This is a genomic window from Virgibacillus sp. L01 (assembly GCF_052246775.1).
Lineage (GTDB): Bacteria > Bacillota > Bacilli > Bacillales > Amphibacillaceae > Lentibacillus.
The window spans coordinates 79,459-96,168 of the sequence record NZ_JBQQCP010000001.1 but is presented as its reverse complement, the minus strand read 5'-3'; the positions used below and the strand labels follow the sequence as shown (position 1 = coordinate 96,168).

The window sequence follows — 16,710 nt, the reverse complement described above, 5'->3', positions numbered from 1 at the left end:
ACGATAAGAAAAAAAGGATGTTCGACTAAGATTATCACATCTGGTGGTAACGTCGAAGTCTAGGATTTGAGGTCCATCTTCTCTTTTTAATAGATGCCGAAAGAAGGTGCTTTCCCTGAGATTAGATAAATTTAATCACCGCCAACGGTGTCGTAGCTTCTATTATTTTTCCACATACGCTGAAGTAATATCTAATAGCAAACAACCTTTATTTTTACATATATTATTCTCCTAATAACTATGATATACTTTGTTCGGTAAGTTTCGACAAATAGGGGGGTCAACATGCAATATATAAAAAACAAATCAGATGGGCAACAGCACAATGTTATCCCTTTTATACCAGACGGCGAATTTTATTTTACAAAAGGTGTAGAGGCATTTCAAAAACGGAAGTTCGATTCCTCTATAAAATGGCTTCTTAAAGCAGTAGAAATGACTCCAGATGATAATTTGTATAAATGTCAGCTGTCAATAATATATACGGAAGTTGGTTCTTATCATGCAGCAAACCAGCTGTTAACTAAGGTGCTGCAATCATCAGATGGCCAGTATACAGATTGTTATTACTTATTGGCTAACAATTACGCTCATTTAGGACTACTAAATGATGCGAAAAAGTACGCGAATTCATATCTTGATAAAGAACCGGATGGCGACTTTTGTGATGAAGCAAAACAACTGCTGGAATTAATGGACTTCGATGAAGATGAAAATAATGACTGGGAGCTTGAGGAAGAGGATGAGCTGCTCGTTTATCAGGAAACAATATTTTACCATATGGACAATATGGAATGGGAAAAGGCACTTCCATTACTTGAAGAAATGATGACATTATTTCCGGAACATAAGTTAACCGAGCATGACTACACATATGCATTATTCTTTTCAGGGTATCAGGTTGATGCACTTGAAATGGAATTGGATATATTAAAGGAGAAATCGGATTCGCTGCATAGTCATGTTAATTTAGCAGTTTTCTATTATGAATTGGGTCGGCAGGAGGAATATGAACATCATATTAAGGGATTACTAAATGTATACCCAATACATGAACAACAAAAATTGCGTGTAGCGGTTACGCTTGCAAGAACAGGTGTATATGATGAAGCAAATGCACGTTTCCGAAAACTTTCAAAGCGTATGGTTATAAACCACTTATCTTATTATAAATGGTATAGCGTAACGGCTTATAAACTTGGTGAACCTTCAAAGTCACTTTCATTATGGGAAGAAGGCTGTAAAAGACATCCAAACCTATCTCAAGAGGAAGGTCCCTGGAATGTTTAGTCTGAGCAGAAAGATAGACTAATCCGCTTACTTTTTATACGATTGATGTGGCTTAAACATAATAGTAAAGAAAGGGCTGATTCTAATGTCCGAAGAGCGTATGTACGATGTAATTATTGCGGGTGCTGGACCTGCTGGCATGACAGCAGCAGTTTATGCTTCACGTGCGAATCTGGACACGTTAATGATTGAAAGAGGAATTCCGGGTGGCCAAATGGCAAATACTGAAGATGTTGAAAACTTTCCAGGTTTTGAACATGTATTAGGACCGGATTTATCAAGTAAAATGTTTGAACATGCCAAGAAGTTTGGCGCTGAATATGCTTATGGTGATATTAAAGACGTTGAAGATCATGGTGATTATAAAACCGTAATCGCCGGAAAAAAAGAATATAATACAAGGGCTCTGATTATAACGACAGGGGCTCAATTTAAGAAGTTGGGCATTCCTGGGGAAGATGAATTGGGTGGCCGAGGTGTTTCTTATTGTGCAGTATGTGACGGTGCCTTTTTCAAGCAGAAAAATCTTGTCGTAATCGGTGGTGGCGACTCTGCGGTTGAAGAGGGGATCTACCTTACACGGTTTGCTGACAAAGTAACAGTTGTACACCGTCGTGATGAGCTCCGTGCTCAGAAGATTATTCAGCAACGTGCATTTGATAACGAAAAGATTGACTTTATCTGGGATACTGAAGCTAAACAAATTAATGGCCCTGATGGAAAAGTTAGCAGTGTTTCCTTAGTTAATAATAAGACTGGTGAGGAATACGATTATCCAATTGACGGTGTCTTTATTTATATCGGCATGGTACCGTTAAGTGAACCATTTAAATCAATAGGTATCACAAGCGAAGAAGGGTATGTCCCAACAAACGAGCATATGGAAACTTCAATTCCAGGCGTTTTTGCTGCAGGTGATATCCGTGAGAAAACACTTCGACAAATTGTGACGGCTACTGGTGACGGAAGTATTGCAGCTGAATCAGCCCAAAAATATATTGAAGAATTAATGGAAGAATTAAAAGCAGCAAAATCCTGACATGGCAATTGTAAAAAGTAACTTTTCAGAAAGTAATTACTTCTTAACGCTGTTGTAACACGCACGAAATATTTATCAGTTACAATGTAGTTAACTAATTGACCCCCTTTTAATAGATAAATTAGTTTATTGCGCAGGTGAACTTTCACCTGCGCCTTTTTTTGTCCATTGAGGGAAAGTAATTAACGACAAGCCAAAATTTTCTGTTGAGAATGGATTTTTGCAACTACTTGTCCAATCCTGTCGAATAGAATTCATTTCCTTGTTGGTTTTTATTTTTTCATTGTATAATAGGAATGGTGTAGACGAATTCCTCTTAATGAATGGGGTGAATTAGGAATGCAACGTGTAACAAATTGCATATTATTAGATAAAGAGAAAGTTTTATTATTAAAGAAACCACGTAGAGGTTGGTACGCAATACCCGGTGGTAAAATGGAACAAGGTGAATCCATTAAGGAATCAGTAGTTCGGGAATACTTTGAGGAAACTGAACTTCAATTGATTAAGCCATCATTAGCAGGTGCGTTCACATTCTCTGTTTTTAACGATGAAACGGCTGTTCATGAGTGGATGATGTTTACATTTATTTGTAAACATTTCTCCGGTGAATTAACGGAACATTGTAATGAAGGAGAATTGGAATGGGTTGCAATAGATAATATTAAAAATTTACCAATGGCTGAAGGGGATAGGAAGATTTTTGAGCATGTATTATCCTCTGAAGCAATGTTATATGGATCTTTTTCATATACTGAAAATTATGAGCTGATTAAATTACGCCTTGATCCAACCAGACCTTGAGGGGAGAAATACGTAATGTCGAATAATGAACAAGAAACAAAGCTAGTTGTTATAACAGGAATGTCAGGGGCGGGAAAAACAGTTGCCGTTCACAGTTTTGAAGATTTGGGGTATTACTGTGTCGATAACTTGCCGCCTGCATTGCTTCCAAAATTCTTAGAGCTCATGAAAGATTCAACCAACAATATTCATAAAGTGGCACTCGTAATGGACTTGCGTGGCCGGGAATTTTTTGATTCATTATTTGAAGCTCTGGATATTTTAGGTAAAGAAGACTGGGTTGACGAACATATTTTATTTCTCGATGCTCAGGATGAATCATTGGTAACAAGATATAAAGAAACGAGGCGTTCACATCCATTAGCTGTAGGAGGATTACCGCTTAATGGGATTCAGCAGGAACGAAAAATATTAGATGAGTTAAGAGGAAGAGCGCAACGTATTATTGATACAAGTAATTTGAAGCCGAAAGCATTGCGTGACAAAATACTCAAGGCATATACAGAAGATAAGCAGGAAATTTTCTCGGTCCATATGGTCTCATTTGGATTTAAATATGGTGTTCCAATTGATGCGGATTTGGTATTTGATGTGCGCTTTTTACCGAATCCCCATTATGTGTCACATATGCAGCCGCTAACAGGGCTGAACCCGGAAGTTTCATCCTATGTCTTCAAGTGGGGCGATACAAAGAAGTTTAATGAGAAAGTACTCGACTTACTGGAGTTCATGCTTCCTCAATATAAGAAGGAAGGTAAATCTCAGCTTGTTGTAGCGATTGGCTGTACAGGTGGACAGCATCGGTCCGTCGCGATAGCTGAATACTTTGCCAAACAGCTTTCTTCCAATTACATTACCCATATTAGTCACCGAGATATCGATAAAAGAAAGGGACATTAATATGAGCGATAGTCAACATCCAAGAGTCGTCGTAATCGGTGGTGGTACGGGTATGCCAGTTCTTTTAAGGGGATTGAAAAATTTACCTATACATCTAACAGCGCTTGTGACAGTAGCTGATGATGGCGGAAGTACTGGAAGATTGCGTAACGAGATGTCAATTCCTGCACCCGGAGACATACGGAATGTAATCGCGGCATTGTCTGATGCTGAACCGATGCTGTTGGAATTGTTTCAACATCGATTTACGATGGGTAATGGCTTGTCAGGCCATTCGATGGGCAATTTACTCCTGGCAGCGATGACCTCCATTACTGGAAATTTTTATACTGGTATCAAAGAGATATCACGTGTTTTAAATGTGAAGGGGAAGATTTACCCAATTTCAAATGAAAGTATGTCATTGCACGCAAAAATGACTGACGGACTGGTTGTTTCAGGTGAGTCCAATATTCCTCTGGCCAATAAGAAGATAGATCGTGTGTTTTTGAGCCCACAGCCGGTTCAGCCACTGCCGAATGCAGTACGGGCATTGGAAAAAGCAGATTTAATCGTAATTGCACCTGGTAGCTTGTATACCAGCATTTTACCAAACATGATTATTCCACAAATTGATGTCGCGATACAACAATCAAAAGGTAAAGTTGTATACGTCTGCAATGTGATGACCCAGGAAGGAGAAACAACTGGCTACAGTGCAGCAGATCATGTGCAGGCAATTCATGAACATGTTGGTCATTGTATTGATTCAATTGTTGTGCATAATGAGCCAATTAACAAGAATGTCCGAGATGTATATGCAGAAGAAAATGCAGCACCTGTTATTTATGATACAGATCGATTATTGGAAATGGGATTACAGATTATTGAAAGTGATATAATTAATCCATCCAGAACTGCCTTACGTCATGATACACACAAAATCGCTGAATTACTTTATACAATAATCAATAAATCATAGGTCTAACGAGGAGGTGTGGAGTTGTCATTTGCATCGGAAATCAAAAAAGAACTAACAGGAATCGAGTTGGATACATGCTGTAAGTATTCAGAACTTGCAGCTTTGGCGCGCATGAATGGTGCTATATCTATGTCAAGGCAAAGTTACACACTTGATGTACAAACAGAAAATGCTGCTATTGCCCGTCGTATTTATACACTGATTAAATCATTATATTCTATTCCAGTAGAATTATTAGTACGTAAGAAAATGAAACTGAAAAAAAATAATGTTTATATCGTACGAATGAAAAAAGATGTACAGGACCTGCTGTACGACTTAGGAATTTTAGAAGGAGCCCATACGTTTGTACGGTCGATTCCAGCTAAATATTTAAAAAAAGATTGCTGTAAGAGGTCCTACTTGCGTGGTGCTTTCTTGGCAGGAGGTTCCATTAATAACCCGGAAACATCTTCCTATCACTTAGAGATTTTCAATTCATATCAGGAGCATAATGTTGCACTATGTGATTTGTTAAATGATTTCAATCTTCGTGCCAGAGAACTTGAACGTAAAAAAGGCTATATTACTTATCTAAAGGAAGCAGAAAAAATTACAGAGTTCTTAAGTATTATTGGAGCTCACAATGCACTGTTTAAATTTGAGGATGTCCGGATTGTCCGGGATATGCGAAATTCCGTTAACAGACTCGTCAATTGTGAAACTGCCAACTTAAACAAAACAATCGGAGCAGCATTTCGTCAAATTGAAAATATAAAGTTAATTGAAAGAGAAGTCGGGCTTGATGCCCTTCCGGAGAAATTACGAGAAATCGCGATACTGCGTGTACAACATCAGGATATTTCCCTAAAAGAACTAGGCGAGCAGGTTTCAAGTGGGAAAATATCGAAATCTGGTGTGAATCACCGATTAAAGAAAATTGATGAATTCGCTGAAAAAATTCAACACGATGGAACGTTTGCGGAATGAGTGAATAAGTTACAGAATTATTCGCAGTATGATATACTATCCATTACTATAATACTCAAAAAACTATTTTGAAGATATTAGCAGCTAGGTAAAGAAATATTATCATGCTGCTTCTTTTTACAACACTTTGAAAACGATTTCAGTTGAGGAGGATGAGGATTTTGGTTGAGAAATCGGTAAAAGTTGAGCTTGATGCAGGTCTGCAAGCAAGACCGGCTGCTCAATTCGTACAGGAGGCAAACCGCTATTCAGCACATTTATTTCTTGAAAAGAACGGCAAGCGGGTTAACGCAAAAAGTATTATGGGATTAATGAGTTTAGCTATTACGTCTGGTGAAACTATTAAGTTACTTGCAGAGGGTGCAGATGAAGAGAGTGCATTAACTCATTTAACTGCTTTTGTATCAAAAACATAGAGTAAGAGGAATTCTAATAATTATTGCATCAACTTTCGCATCTATAGAACAAGCTCAAAATAGCTATCATGGTAATCTCAAAACGTTTTTAGTTTTTGCCTTGACAACCTTGATAAAAGTTTTTTGTACACTAAGATATAGCGAAAAAATTTTTTAGCCTTTTTTCTAGTTCTAAAGATGGTAGAGTGCTTCGATTCGTTCCGGCAGAATACTTCGCTTTCCATGGGCACGACCTCAGCCTCCTTGCCCCGGCAAGGGGTATGCCGACGTTGTCCGCAAAGGACGGTTTTAGTCGGCCTTGATTTAGTTGCTTCTTCTGGGGTATTCGGAACGTGCTGTTCCCATAGGACAAGGAAAGCTTCGGCAGCATTACATCGCACGAAGAAAATTGGTTTTTATTTTCGAGGAGTCTACGTATTCTGCCTACACTGATAGAGATTACCTGATTAGAGAATGAAGTGTTCCCTATGGATAAGAAGCACTGTCACAATAAGTATTGATGAATTTACAGGGATAAAGTGAGCAACACCTAGCGTAGGAAATACATGGAAACTCCCGCGGGAACCGCAACAGCTGAAGATCCCGCAGGAAGCGATTTTTGCTTCCGAGGAAGCTGAAAGGTGCGCGGAATGTATTTCCGAAGCGGTGCCATAGCACTCAGCTATTTACCATGGTACGTCGCGCTTTAGATCAACTATTACCGTTGATCCAAAGTCAACTCAAGTAGTGTATCTTCAGTCTTTCTTATTCCTTCAAGGTTTCTGCTTTCATTTTACCTGCCAAAGTTGAATCATTGCTTATAAAAAGAGGTTATTCCATTTCTCGGAATAACCTCTTTATCGTTTCACAATTTATTTCTTATCTGAGTTTCTTTCCAAAATTTTATCAATCAAACCGTATTCTACAGATTTCTCAGCTGACATGAAATTATCACGATCTGTATCACGCTCTACAACTTCAATTGACTGACCTGTACGTTCAGCAAGAATTTGATTCATTTTTCGCTTCATTTCAACAATACGTTTTGCGTGAATTTCAATATCTGTTGCTTGACCTTGTGTTCCACCTAAAGGCTGGTGAATCATTACTTCACTGTTTGGAAGTGCATAACGCTTGCCCTTTTCTCCAGCTGCTAGCAGGAATGCTCCCATTGAAGCGGCCATACCAGTGCAAATTGTTGATACGTTAGGTTTGATGAACTGCATTGTATCATAAATTGCCATTCCGGCAGTAATAGATCCGCCTGGTGAATTAATGTATAATGAGATATCCTTATCCGGATCGTCTGCTTCTAAGAAAAGTAATTGTGCAACGATTGAGTTTGCAACATTGTCATCAATCCCACTGCCAAGCATAATAATACGGTCTTTTAATAGACGTGAATAAATATCATATGCGCGTTCTCCACGGTTTGTCTGTTCAATAACTGTAGGTATTAAATTCATGTGAAAATCCTCCTTATTTCATCTCGTATTCATCCATAAATACTGGATATTTTTATCATAACTAATAGGTCAAAAAAGGTCAAACAAAAACGTCCGCAAGATATGTAATAAAATCTCTTTCCCCATCTTTCCCTTTACCACAGAATATAAACGTTCCAACTAAACAAGTTTATACTTATTTGTGGGGCGCCCTTGTTTACCGTATTGTGAAATAGTTTCAACTTCGCCTTTACTTTCCAAATAGTTTAAATAGCGGTGAACCGTTTGGTATGCAATCGGTAATGATTGCTGAATTTCATTAATGGATGAAGGCGCTTCTTGCTGGATCAGAAAACTTTTGATTGAATTTAATGTAGATTGGCTAATTCCTTTTTCCACAAATACGTTTTCCTTATCACCAATTAATTTACCAACCTTTAGATTGATTCGAATTCTGGATATCAGATCAGGAGCCTTAATGGGTTTTAGAGCATAGTCAGTTGCTTCAGCTTGTAAAAAGGTATTTGCTATTTCCTGCCGTTCATCAACAGTTAAGATAATTATTGGAATTCTGGTACTATGCTTTCGTAATTCTTTTGTTGTCTTAATACCATCCCAATCAGGCATATGATAATCAAGTAATACAAGGTCAGGTTCTATCGTTGTAAATAGTTCAACAGCCTGCTTTCCTGTAGATGCTTCTACTACGCCCCATCCAGCATACGCACATATTTCTTTTAATGTAAAGCGGATATCCTCATTATCATCAACTATTAATATGGTAATGCTCATTGATTTCGTCACCTACTTTTAGTGTTGGCAGAATGATGTTCATTTGAGTATGGCTGCCTGGTATACTTTTGACGGTCACGGTACCATGATGATTTTCGACAACTCGTTTTACAAAGGAGAGACCAATACCTGAAGAATTTTTCGTGCTGAAGCCGTCAAGCCATATATTGTTTAGATGTTCATCTTTAATCCCTGGCCCATCATCTTGTATTCGAAATAAAATACCACTATCTATACTTTTGACATCAATATGGATAAATCCTTTTTTTCCTTCAAATGAACTTATAGCATTTTCCAAAATATTTGATATTGCACGGGAAAAACGAATTTTATTTACTTGAATGGAAGGAAGGTTGTTTTCAATTTCAATCTCCATTTGTACAAGCTGTTCATCAAGACTGAGATGACTTGTTACGTATTCAAGCAATTCCTTTACAGAAAGTTCTTGTTTAATATTTTCATAAAGAATTTCTGTAATCATGTCTTTCATTTTTTCAACTGAATGGTCCATTCGGATAAAATAATTATTCAAAGCTGACCCATTTGCCGGCTGCATTTTCATGGTAATAAGTGAAATTAGTCCCTCTACAGTCACTAGTGGTGTTTTAAGGTCATGTACCAGCATATTAATTTCTTCATACACCTTTGATTCTACTAAAGCTGTCCGTGTTTCTTTCAATTCTTCCTCTTGAACCTGATATTTTTTAAGTGTATAAGTTTGTTTGTTTACAAGATGGATTAAAAAAGTAAAGATTATGGCAATAGTGAGAAAGACGATAAAGAAAATTGTGGCAATCGTATTAAAAAGGCTATTACTGGTTAAGAAATTATCAGCTATTTTAATACTGGCAGCCATGTCATTAGCTCCAAAACCGAACTCAGTTAATGCTGGAAGGAGATGTAACCACTGTACTGCAAGTAATACTAGAAATAGGATGATCGAAAATATAAAGTGAAAATACTTGTGTTTTGGTATATATATTTGGAGAAGAACAATGATTCCGATTGAGAAAATATGTCCAAGGTACGAAAAATGCTCCAGGTAAAATTGACTGTATAAGGCCAATGCTAAAAAATTAGTCCCAATAAATGTTATCGAAAAGGATATAGATTCCAGATTTTTTGTTAGTGCATGTGCGATTAGCATGGAGCCAAAATAAATGAGAAAGAAAACCAGAAGATATCTGGCAATATAAACAAAAGATGTAATTAAAAGCAATCCACTGTCATTCTGTATTATGCCTCGATTAATACTATCGACAATGAATAATGACCAGTCATCAAGAAATGGGGGAAGAATTTCACCATATGTTACTAACAACAAGCCTAGACATCCAATAAACAGGTAGCTTTTTCTGTTAGTCATCTAATCTTCAGCCTTTCTGCCAGTAAGTTAACGGAATACGGAATTAAACGGGGTTTGTAAATCGTCTAATTCAGTCACCAGTGTCACTGGTACTGAGTTTTCCCGCAGGATCTTTATGGAGTTGTCCGCATTTTTCATATTTTTTAATCCGATAAAATAATCAGCAAACGGAGCAGTTTGTTCAAATAATTTCCATGACTGACTATTATCGCGAAATAGACCTGATATATTTACAAGTATTATAGGTAAGTTAGCTAACTTCGCCTCCTTAACCAGTTGCTTTGTTCGGGTTAGTTCCTCCTGAAATGATCTGTTAGTATGGGAGAGTCCGTTCGCACTAAACCCAAGCATTATGACAACGCTTTTATAATCATATAAATCTGTATCCAGGGCTCTGGGGCGGTAATCTGCTTCCAAATTAAGGTTATCTGCAATACTTAGCATGATACTGCTCTCGGTTGCTTGTCCGGCTGACGTAATTAGAATCTTTTCTTCAGCAATCGGTGCTGGGAGATTTGGATATGTATTGATGTGCTTCGACTGTGAGTTACTTATTGAACTAAATGTAAAGAGAAGAACAATGGAAAAACAGACAAAAACGGGAATATATTTTTTTAACACTCGAATTGTCCTCCCCTCGGATATTAAAAAGGTGAAGCAATTGCTCGCTCCACCTTATCATACTACAAATTGCTGCTATTGTAATTATTGCTTTAATCTTGGGTCTAAAGCATCACGTAATCCGTCGCCAAATAAGTTGAATCCAAGTACAACCAGAAAAATCGCCATGCCCGGAAAAGCAACTACCCATGGTGCGTTTTGCAATGCGGCACGGCCATCACTTAACATGGCACCCCATTCTGGTTTAGGTGGCTGTGCTCCTAATCCCAGAAAACTTAGTCCAGCTGCATCCAAAATCGCTGTACCAACACTAAGTGTTGCTTGAACAATTATCGGTGCAAGACAGTTAGGCAGAACATGCTGCATTAATGTTCTTCCGTGTTTAGCTCCAATTGCTCGAGCCGCTTCGATGTATTCTGTTTCTTTAACAGATAAAACAGCCGACCGGACAATTCTGGCAAACTGAGGGATACCGACAATTCCCACGGCAATCATGGCATTTCTAAGGTTAGGACCTAATACAGCTACAAGTGCAATAGCTAATAGAATACTAGGAAAAGCCATCATTATGTCGATAATGCGCATGATAAACTGGTCAATCCATTTCCCAAAGTATCCGGCTATTCCACCCAAAAGTACACCAATAATCATGGAAATTCCAACTGCTATTACCCCAATTTGAATGGAGATTCTGGATCCAAAAACAATCCTGCTAAAAATATCACGACCAAGTTCATCAGTTCCTAATATATGCTCGGACGATGGTGATTGGTATCGGTCTGTTAAAGATTCATAGTCGGTAGGACTGTGTGTTGCAATCAATGGTGCAAATATGGCAGTGATAATTAAAATAAGAATAATACATAAGCCAATTAATGATGTTTTACTTTTCACAATACGGGAGAAAGCATCACCCCATAAGCTACTTGACTTTTGCTGATTAGTTCCTTGTGCTTCTGCTGATTCAGGATCTGATAATGGGTTTGGCTGCAATGACATTGGATGCACATCCTTTCACTAGAAATCTATTATTCATATTTAATCCTTGGATCGAAGTATTTATAAAGTAAGTCAGTCAGCAGATTAACCATGACAAAGATTATTGCTATGATTAAAATAGTACTTTGTACAACAGGATAATCTCGTCCAAGTACAGCCAAGTACACATATCTACCCACACCAGGCCATGAAAAGATTGTTTCAGTTAATACTGCACCACCAAGTAATAATCCAAACTGTAGACCTATTACAGTCAGAACAGGTAAAAAGGCATTTTTTAAAGCATGTTGAAATATAACGAGGTGCTTTTTTAGCCCCTTGGCATCAGCAGTCCGAATGTAATCTTGCTTCATTACCTCTAGCATGCTTGACCGGGTCATACGGGCAATAATCGCCATTGGAATCGTCCCTAAAGCAATTCCGGGCATTAATAAGTGGAAAAATACATCTTTAAACGCCGTCCAATTCCAGGTTAGGATACTGTCCAGTAAAAAGAAGTTTGTGATGGTATTTAATTCAATACTGGATGACATTCTCCCTGATGGAGGCAGAAGTTGAAGCTGGACTGAGAATACTAAGATCATCATTAGCCCAAGCCAGAAAATGGGCATGGAAACCCCAAATAATGCTCCTGTCATACTAATGTTATCAAACCAGGAATATTGTTTTACTGCTGCTATAACCCCAGCAACAATACCTACAACGACGGCTAAAATCATGGCAAAGATGGTAAGTTCAATGGTCGCTGGCAATTTATGTATCAGTTGGAGAGCTATATCTTCCTTAGATTGAATTGACGTACCTAGGTCACCTTGTACAATATCTCCTAAAAATCTTCCATATTGGACAATATATGGATCATTTAAGCCTAATTCTTCCTGCAAAGATTCCAATTGTGCTTCAGTCGCTTTGTCACCGAGCATGCTTCTTGCAGGATCGCCGGGGATCAAATGAATTAGAGAAAAGGTGAGGATAGAGACGCCAATTAATACGGGGATAAGCATGAATAGTCGTCGGACAATGTATTTCAGCATCGTTGTACCTCCCGTTAAAAAATATGTATTGCTATATTCCTGAAGTTACATCCAGAGACTGTTTTAACAAACCAGCCTCCAGAATAAACTTCTAATTACACATGAATGAATCTAAAGTTAGTAGTCTATTATTTAATATCCAATAAGTTAAAAGGTTCACTGCCTGTTGGATGTGGAACATAATCCGTTACATTCTGACTTGCCGCAAGTGGCGGTGTCGTATGTGCAATCGGGAACCATGGTGCATCTTCATGAATTAATTCCTGTGCTTCCATATATAGGTCTGTACGCACTTCCTGATCCATTTCAGTTTGTGCTTCTTTCAACAGGTCATGGACTTCATCATTTTTATAGAATGCAATGTTTCCTGCAGAACCTACTTTTGCATTGTCTTTATCCAAAAGAACATACATGAAGTTATCAGGGTCACCATTATCACCAGTCCAGCCAAGGAATGCCATATCATGCTCAGCATTTTCGGTTGCCGTCAAGTGTGTATCCCAGTCACTTTCCGTAATTTTCACGTTTACATTTATGTCTTTTAGCATTTGCTGAATAGCTTGTGCCGTAACTTTTGGCTGTGGCATATATGGTCTTGGATTTGCCATTGTATAAAGTGATACTTCAAAGCCGTCTGCATAACCTGCTTCTGCCAGTAATGCTTTTGCTTTTTCAACATCGTAGCCATAGTCTTCAACTTCGTCGTTATATCCCCATAGAGAAGGTGGGATAGGATTCTTAGCTGGCTTTCCAATACCTTCATACAAAGTTAAAAGCTCTTCTTTATCAATTGCCAGATTAATAGCCTGACGAACCAGCTTTTCAGACATTGGACCTTCCTTACTGGTGTTCATTGCCATATAGCTAATATTCATAGAAGGTCTGCGGATGATTTGCAGATTTGAGTCATCTTCAGCTGTTCCGATATCCTGTGGATTTAATCCTGTCATTAAATCAATGGAACCTGCCTGTAATTCCAGAAAACGTGCTCCATTATCTGGTATTGTACGGAAAATTACTTTATCTACGTTAGCAGTTTCCCCAAAGTATTCTTCATTTTTAGTTACAGTAATACTGTCATCTGGAACCCATTCCTCAAATACGAAAGGTCCAGTACCAACAGGGTTTTTAAAATAGTTTTCTCCATGCTCTTCAACTGCAGCAGGGCTTGCGATTCCAAATGGAGGCATTGCCAGTGTCTGAAGAAATGGTGCATTTGGTTCTGATAATGTGAATTTCACTTCGTAATCGCCAGTTGCTTCAACACTTTCAATAATTCCCCCAAGATCGTCTTCTGATGCTCCAAACATGTAGCCATAGTAAATAAATTCACCAGATGTCGCCCAGCGTTCGAAATTAAATACAACATCCTCTGCTGTAAAGTCGTTGCCATCATGGAACTTTACGCCTTCACGGAGCTGAAATGTCCATTCTGTTCCATCATCGCTAACACTCCATTCTTCTGCCAGTGCAGGTTTCACTTCGGTACTTTCTTCTTTATACCGAACCAGCGTGTCATAAATTTGATTGGTCACGTAAATGGATTCCCCATCAGTTACTTTTGACGGATCCAATTGAATTGAGTCAGCACCACGTCCGAATACGAGTGTTTTTTCACCAGTGTCCTCGGCAGCCTGATCATCTGATGAATCACTTGAATCTGAAGAATCCGACGAGTCATCCGACTTAGAGTCATCAGTAGACCCGGTGCCAGCATCTTCTGTACAAGCTCCTAAAAAGAATACTACTGCAAAAAGTAAAGTAAACATTAAAAATAAATTACGCTTCTTCAACATAAGTTCCCCCTTTGATTAATTTTGATAAAAGGTATGGTTCTAGTGGTTTTTTAATCCTTTAGAGATATGAAATTAAAGTTCTAAAGAATAAAACAATTACCGAAGCAGCCACGTCCAGCTTCATCGCCCAGCAACTAGTGAACTTCCTTCTCCTCCTTACAATAAGTCAACATCGATTCACATCCGTTCATCGTGTTTCCTTTATCTCATACGGATCAGTCCAGTTCATACGTTGCAAAACGGGCGCTTCCGCTTTAGGTTTCAACCACCTCCTTAACGAAGTGACAGGATGCCATTTGTCCGTCTGCAGAGACTTTTTTAAGTTTGGGTTCCTCGGTGCGGCATATTTCTTCTGCATAGGGACATCGTGTATGAAATTTACAGCCTTGTGGCGGGTTTGCAGGTGAGGGTAAATCACCTGATAAAATAATCCGCTGCTTCTCCTGATTTGGGTTAACCTCCGGAACGGCTGAAAGTAATGCCTGTGTATAAGGATGCTTCGGGTTTTGATAAACCTCTGCGACATCACCGATTTCTACGAGTTCCCCTAAATACATGACCGCTACCCGATTGCTAATATGGTGTACAACACTCAAATCATGTGCAATAAAAATATATGTAAGGTTAAATTCATCCTGCAAATCTTCCATTAAGTTAATCACTTGTGCTTGAATGGAAACATCAAGTGCTGAAACGGGCTCATCACAAATGACTAACTCAGGCTCTAGCGCCAGTGATCTTGCAATTCCAATTCGCTGCCGCTGACCGCCACTGAATTCGTGTGGATAGCGGGACTTGTGATAAGAACTTAACCCAACAACATCCAGCAGCCGTTTTAACTTTTTCTGTCTTTCGTTCTTAGGTATATTAAATATCTTCATTGGTTCCGTAATCGTTTGTTCAATTGTTTTACGAGGGTTCAATGACGCATATGGATCCTGAAAAATAATCTGCATGTCCTTTCGCAGTTTTCGGAGTTCTTCTCCACGAAAAGATGTAATATTTTCTCCTTTGAAAAATATCTCACCCTCAGTTGGTTCCAAAAGTTTAAGCATAACCCTGCCTGCAGTGGACTTACCACAACCGCTTTCACCAACCAATCCAAGGGTCTCGCCCGCTTCGATTGAAAAAGAAATACCATCAACCGCTTTTAACACAGGCTTTTCCCTGGAAAAAAAGTTTTCGTTTTTTATTGGGAAATGTTTTTTTATATTATTTACTTCTAATAATGTACTCATGTTGTAACCGCCTTTTTGGATTCCTCGTATAGTAAGCAACGAACGAAATGATCATCATCAACTTCTCTTAAGTTAGGATCATTTGTAAGACAGCTGTCCATTACATGTTTGCATCTTGGTGCAAAACTGCAGCCCTTTGGCAGAGCTCTCAAATCAGGTGGTACACCATCAATTGCTTCAAGCTTTTGTTTATCTGGTGTTATTTTGGGAATTGAATTCATGAGTCCAAGTGTATATGGGTGTTTACCCTTTTCGAATAAATGCTTCGTCTCTGAGAATTCAGCAGGTTTGCCTGCATACATTACCATGACACGGTCGCAAACTTCAGAAACAACGCCTAAGTCATGTGTAATCATGACAATCGCCATATTAAGTTCTTTTTGCATTCGTTTAAATAACTCCAGTATTTGAGCTTGAATTGTTACATCCAGTGCTGTCGTTGGTTCATCAGCAATAAGGAGGGAAGGGTTGCACGATAATGCAATCGCAATCATAACTCGCTGGCGCATTCCACCACTAAACTCATGTGGATAGTTTTTTAGTCGTTTCTCAGGATCAGGAATACCTACAAGGTTCATCAATTCCAATGCACGCTCTTTGGCCTGCTTTTTCGACATATTCTCATGTGCCAGGATGGTTTCAATCATTTGCTTCTCAACTGTAAAAACAGGATTCAGTGATGTCATCGGGTCCTGGAACACCATGGCAATCTCTTTTCCACGAATTTTTCGCATCTGCTTTTGTGATTTGTTAAGCAAATTTTCACCATTAAAATTTATTTCACCTTCAACAATTTTGCCAGGTGGAGAAGGAATTAATCCAAGTATCGACATTGCTGTAATACTTTTACCTGAGCCTGATTCACCAACAATACCGAGTGTTTCACCAGGGCTGACTTTAAAATCAATCCCATCAACCGCCTTTACAACCCCTGCTTTAGTAAAAAAATGCGTATGCAGATTTTTTACCTCCAGGAGCGGAGCATCGTGATTCATATGTAGCCTCCTTTGTTGCGCTATATTTTGTAATAGTTTGACTGTTTTGAATTAACTTTTAGTATA

16 protein-coding genes are annotated in these 16,710 nt (G+C 38.5%); 7 read left to right on the top strand and 9 right to left on the bottom strand.

Translation table 11 applies throughout. The annotated features are described in order from the left end of the window. Positions 1–285 precede the first annotated feature (285 nt). The 7 genes from ACTWQM_RS00420 to ACTWQM_RS00390 all read left to right on the top strand — a co-directional run bounded on the left by ACTWQM_RS00420 (position 286) and on the right by ACTWQM_RS00390 (position 6,379). A complete protein-coding gene (locus tag ACTWQM_RS00420) occupies positions 286–1,290 on the top strand; it encodes a tetratricopeptide repeat protein (RefSeq protein ID WP_443256195.1) in 1,005 nt (334 codons plus the stop codon). An 85-nt stretch (positions 1,291–1,375) separates the two neighbouring features. Next, complete coding sequence (gene trxB, locus ACTWQM_RS00415) at positions 1,376–2,329, top strand: thioredoxin-disulfide reductase (RefSeq protein ID WP_443256194.1); 954 nt, start codon at positions 1,376–1,378, stop codon at positions 2,327–2,329. A gap of 339 nt (positions 2,330–2,668) precedes the next feature. Continuing rightward, positions 2,669–3,133, top strand: a complete 465-nt coding sequence (locus ACTWQM_RS00410; RefSeq protein ID WP_443256193.1) for an 8-oxo-dGTP diphosphatase — start codon at positions 2,669–2,671, stop codon at positions 3,131–3,133. A gap of 15 nt (positions 3,134–3,148) precedes the next feature. Then, positions 3,149–4,033: an RNase adapter RapZ gene (rapZ, locus tag ACTWQM_RS00405; protein ID WP_443256192.1), complete on the top strand. Its 885-nt coding sequence runs from the start codon at positions 3,149–3,151 to the stop codon at positions 4,031–4,033. A 1-nt stretch (position 4,034) separates the two neighbouring features. Next, positions 4,035–4,994, top strand: a complete 960-nt coding sequence (locus tag ACTWQM_RS00400; RefSeq protein WP_443256191.1) for a gluconeogenesis factor YvcK family protein — start codon at positions 4,035–4,037, stop codon at positions 4,992–4,994. 21 nt (positions 4,995–5,015) lie between these two features. Continuing rightward, a complete protein-coding gene (gene whiA / locus ACTWQM_RS00395) occupies positions 5,016–5,963 on the top strand; it encodes a DNA-binding protein WhiA (RefSeq protein ID WP_443256190.1) in 948 nt (315 codons plus the stop codon). Between the two features lie 161 nt (positions 5,964–6,124). Then, positions 6,125–6,379, top strand: a complete 255-nt coding sequence (locus ACTWQM_RS00390; RefSeq protein WP_443256189.1) for an HPr family phosphocarrier protein — start codon at positions 6,125–6,127, stop codon at positions 6,377–6,379. An 851-nt stretch (positions 6,380–7,230) separates the two neighbouring features. Here the strand turns inward: ACTWQM_RS00390 and clpP are convergent. The 9 genes from clpP to ACTWQM_RS00345 form a co-directional block, all read right to left on the bottom strand. Beyond that, positions 7,231–7,824 (bottom strand): ATP-dependent Clp endopeptidase proteolytic subunit ClpP, encoded by a 594-nt coding sequence (clpP, locus tag ACTWQM_RS00385; protein ID WP_443256188.1) that lies wholly within the window; start codon positions 7,822–7,824, stop codon positions 7,231–7,233. Between the two features lie 159 nt (positions 7,825–7,983). Continuing rightward, the gene (locus tag ACTWQM_RS00380; protein ID WP_443256187.1) at positions 7,984–8,595 is read right to left on the bottom strand and encodes a response regulator; all 612 of its coding nucleotides are present in this window, start codon (positions 8,593–8,595) and stop codon (positions 7,984–7,986) included. Continuing rightward, entirely contained in the window at positions 8,570–9,961 is a 1,392-nt protein-coding gene (locus tag ACTWQM_RS00375; protein WP_443256186.1) for a sensor histidine kinase, read from the bottom strand. The genes ACTWQM_RS00380 and ACTWQM_RS00375 overlap by 26 nt, the downstream gene beginning before the upstream one ends. 27 nt (positions 9,962–9,988) lie before the next feature. Beyond that, positions 9,989–10,582 (bottom strand): DUF6305 family protein, encoded by a 594-nt coding sequence (locus tag ACTWQM_RS00370; RefSeq protein WP_443256185.1) that lies wholly within the window; start codon positions 10,580–10,582, stop codon positions 9,989–9,991. An 84-nt stretch (positions 10,583–10,666) separates the two neighbouring features. Further along, entirely contained in the window at positions 10,667–11,581 is a 915-nt protein-coding gene (nikC, locus tag ACTWQM_RS00365; protein WP_443256184.1) for a nickel transporter permease, read from the bottom strand. A 29-nt stretch (positions 11,582–11,610) separates the two neighbouring features. Next, positions 11,611–12,615, bottom strand: a complete 1,005-nt coding sequence (locus tag ACTWQM_RS00360) for an ABC transporter permease (protein ID WP_443256183.1) — start codon at positions 12,613–12,615, stop codon at positions 11,611–11,613. A 128-nt stretch (positions 12,616–12,743) separates the two neighbouring features. After that, the gene (locus tag ACTWQM_RS00355) at positions 12,744–14,411 is read right to left on the bottom strand and encodes an ABC transporter substrate-binding protein (RefSeq protein ID WP_443256182.1); all 1,668 of its coding nucleotides are present in this window, start codon (positions 14,409–14,411) and stop codon (positions 12,744–12,746) included. Positions 14,412–14,665: 254 nt separating this feature from the next. Further along, positions 14,666–15,649, bottom strand: a complete 984-nt coding sequence (locus tag ACTWQM_RS00350; RefSeq protein WP_443256181.1) for an ABC transporter ATP-binding protein — start codon at positions 15,647–15,649, stop codon at positions 14,666–14,668. After that, entirely contained in the window at positions 15,646–16,644 is a 999-nt protein-coding gene (locus ACTWQM_RS00345) for an ABC transporter ATP-binding protein (protein WP_443256180.1), read from the bottom strand. Before ACTWQM_RS00345 ends, ACTWQM_RS00350 begins: the two co-directional genes overlap by 4 nt. Positions 16,645–16,710: the final 66 nt, after the last annotated feature.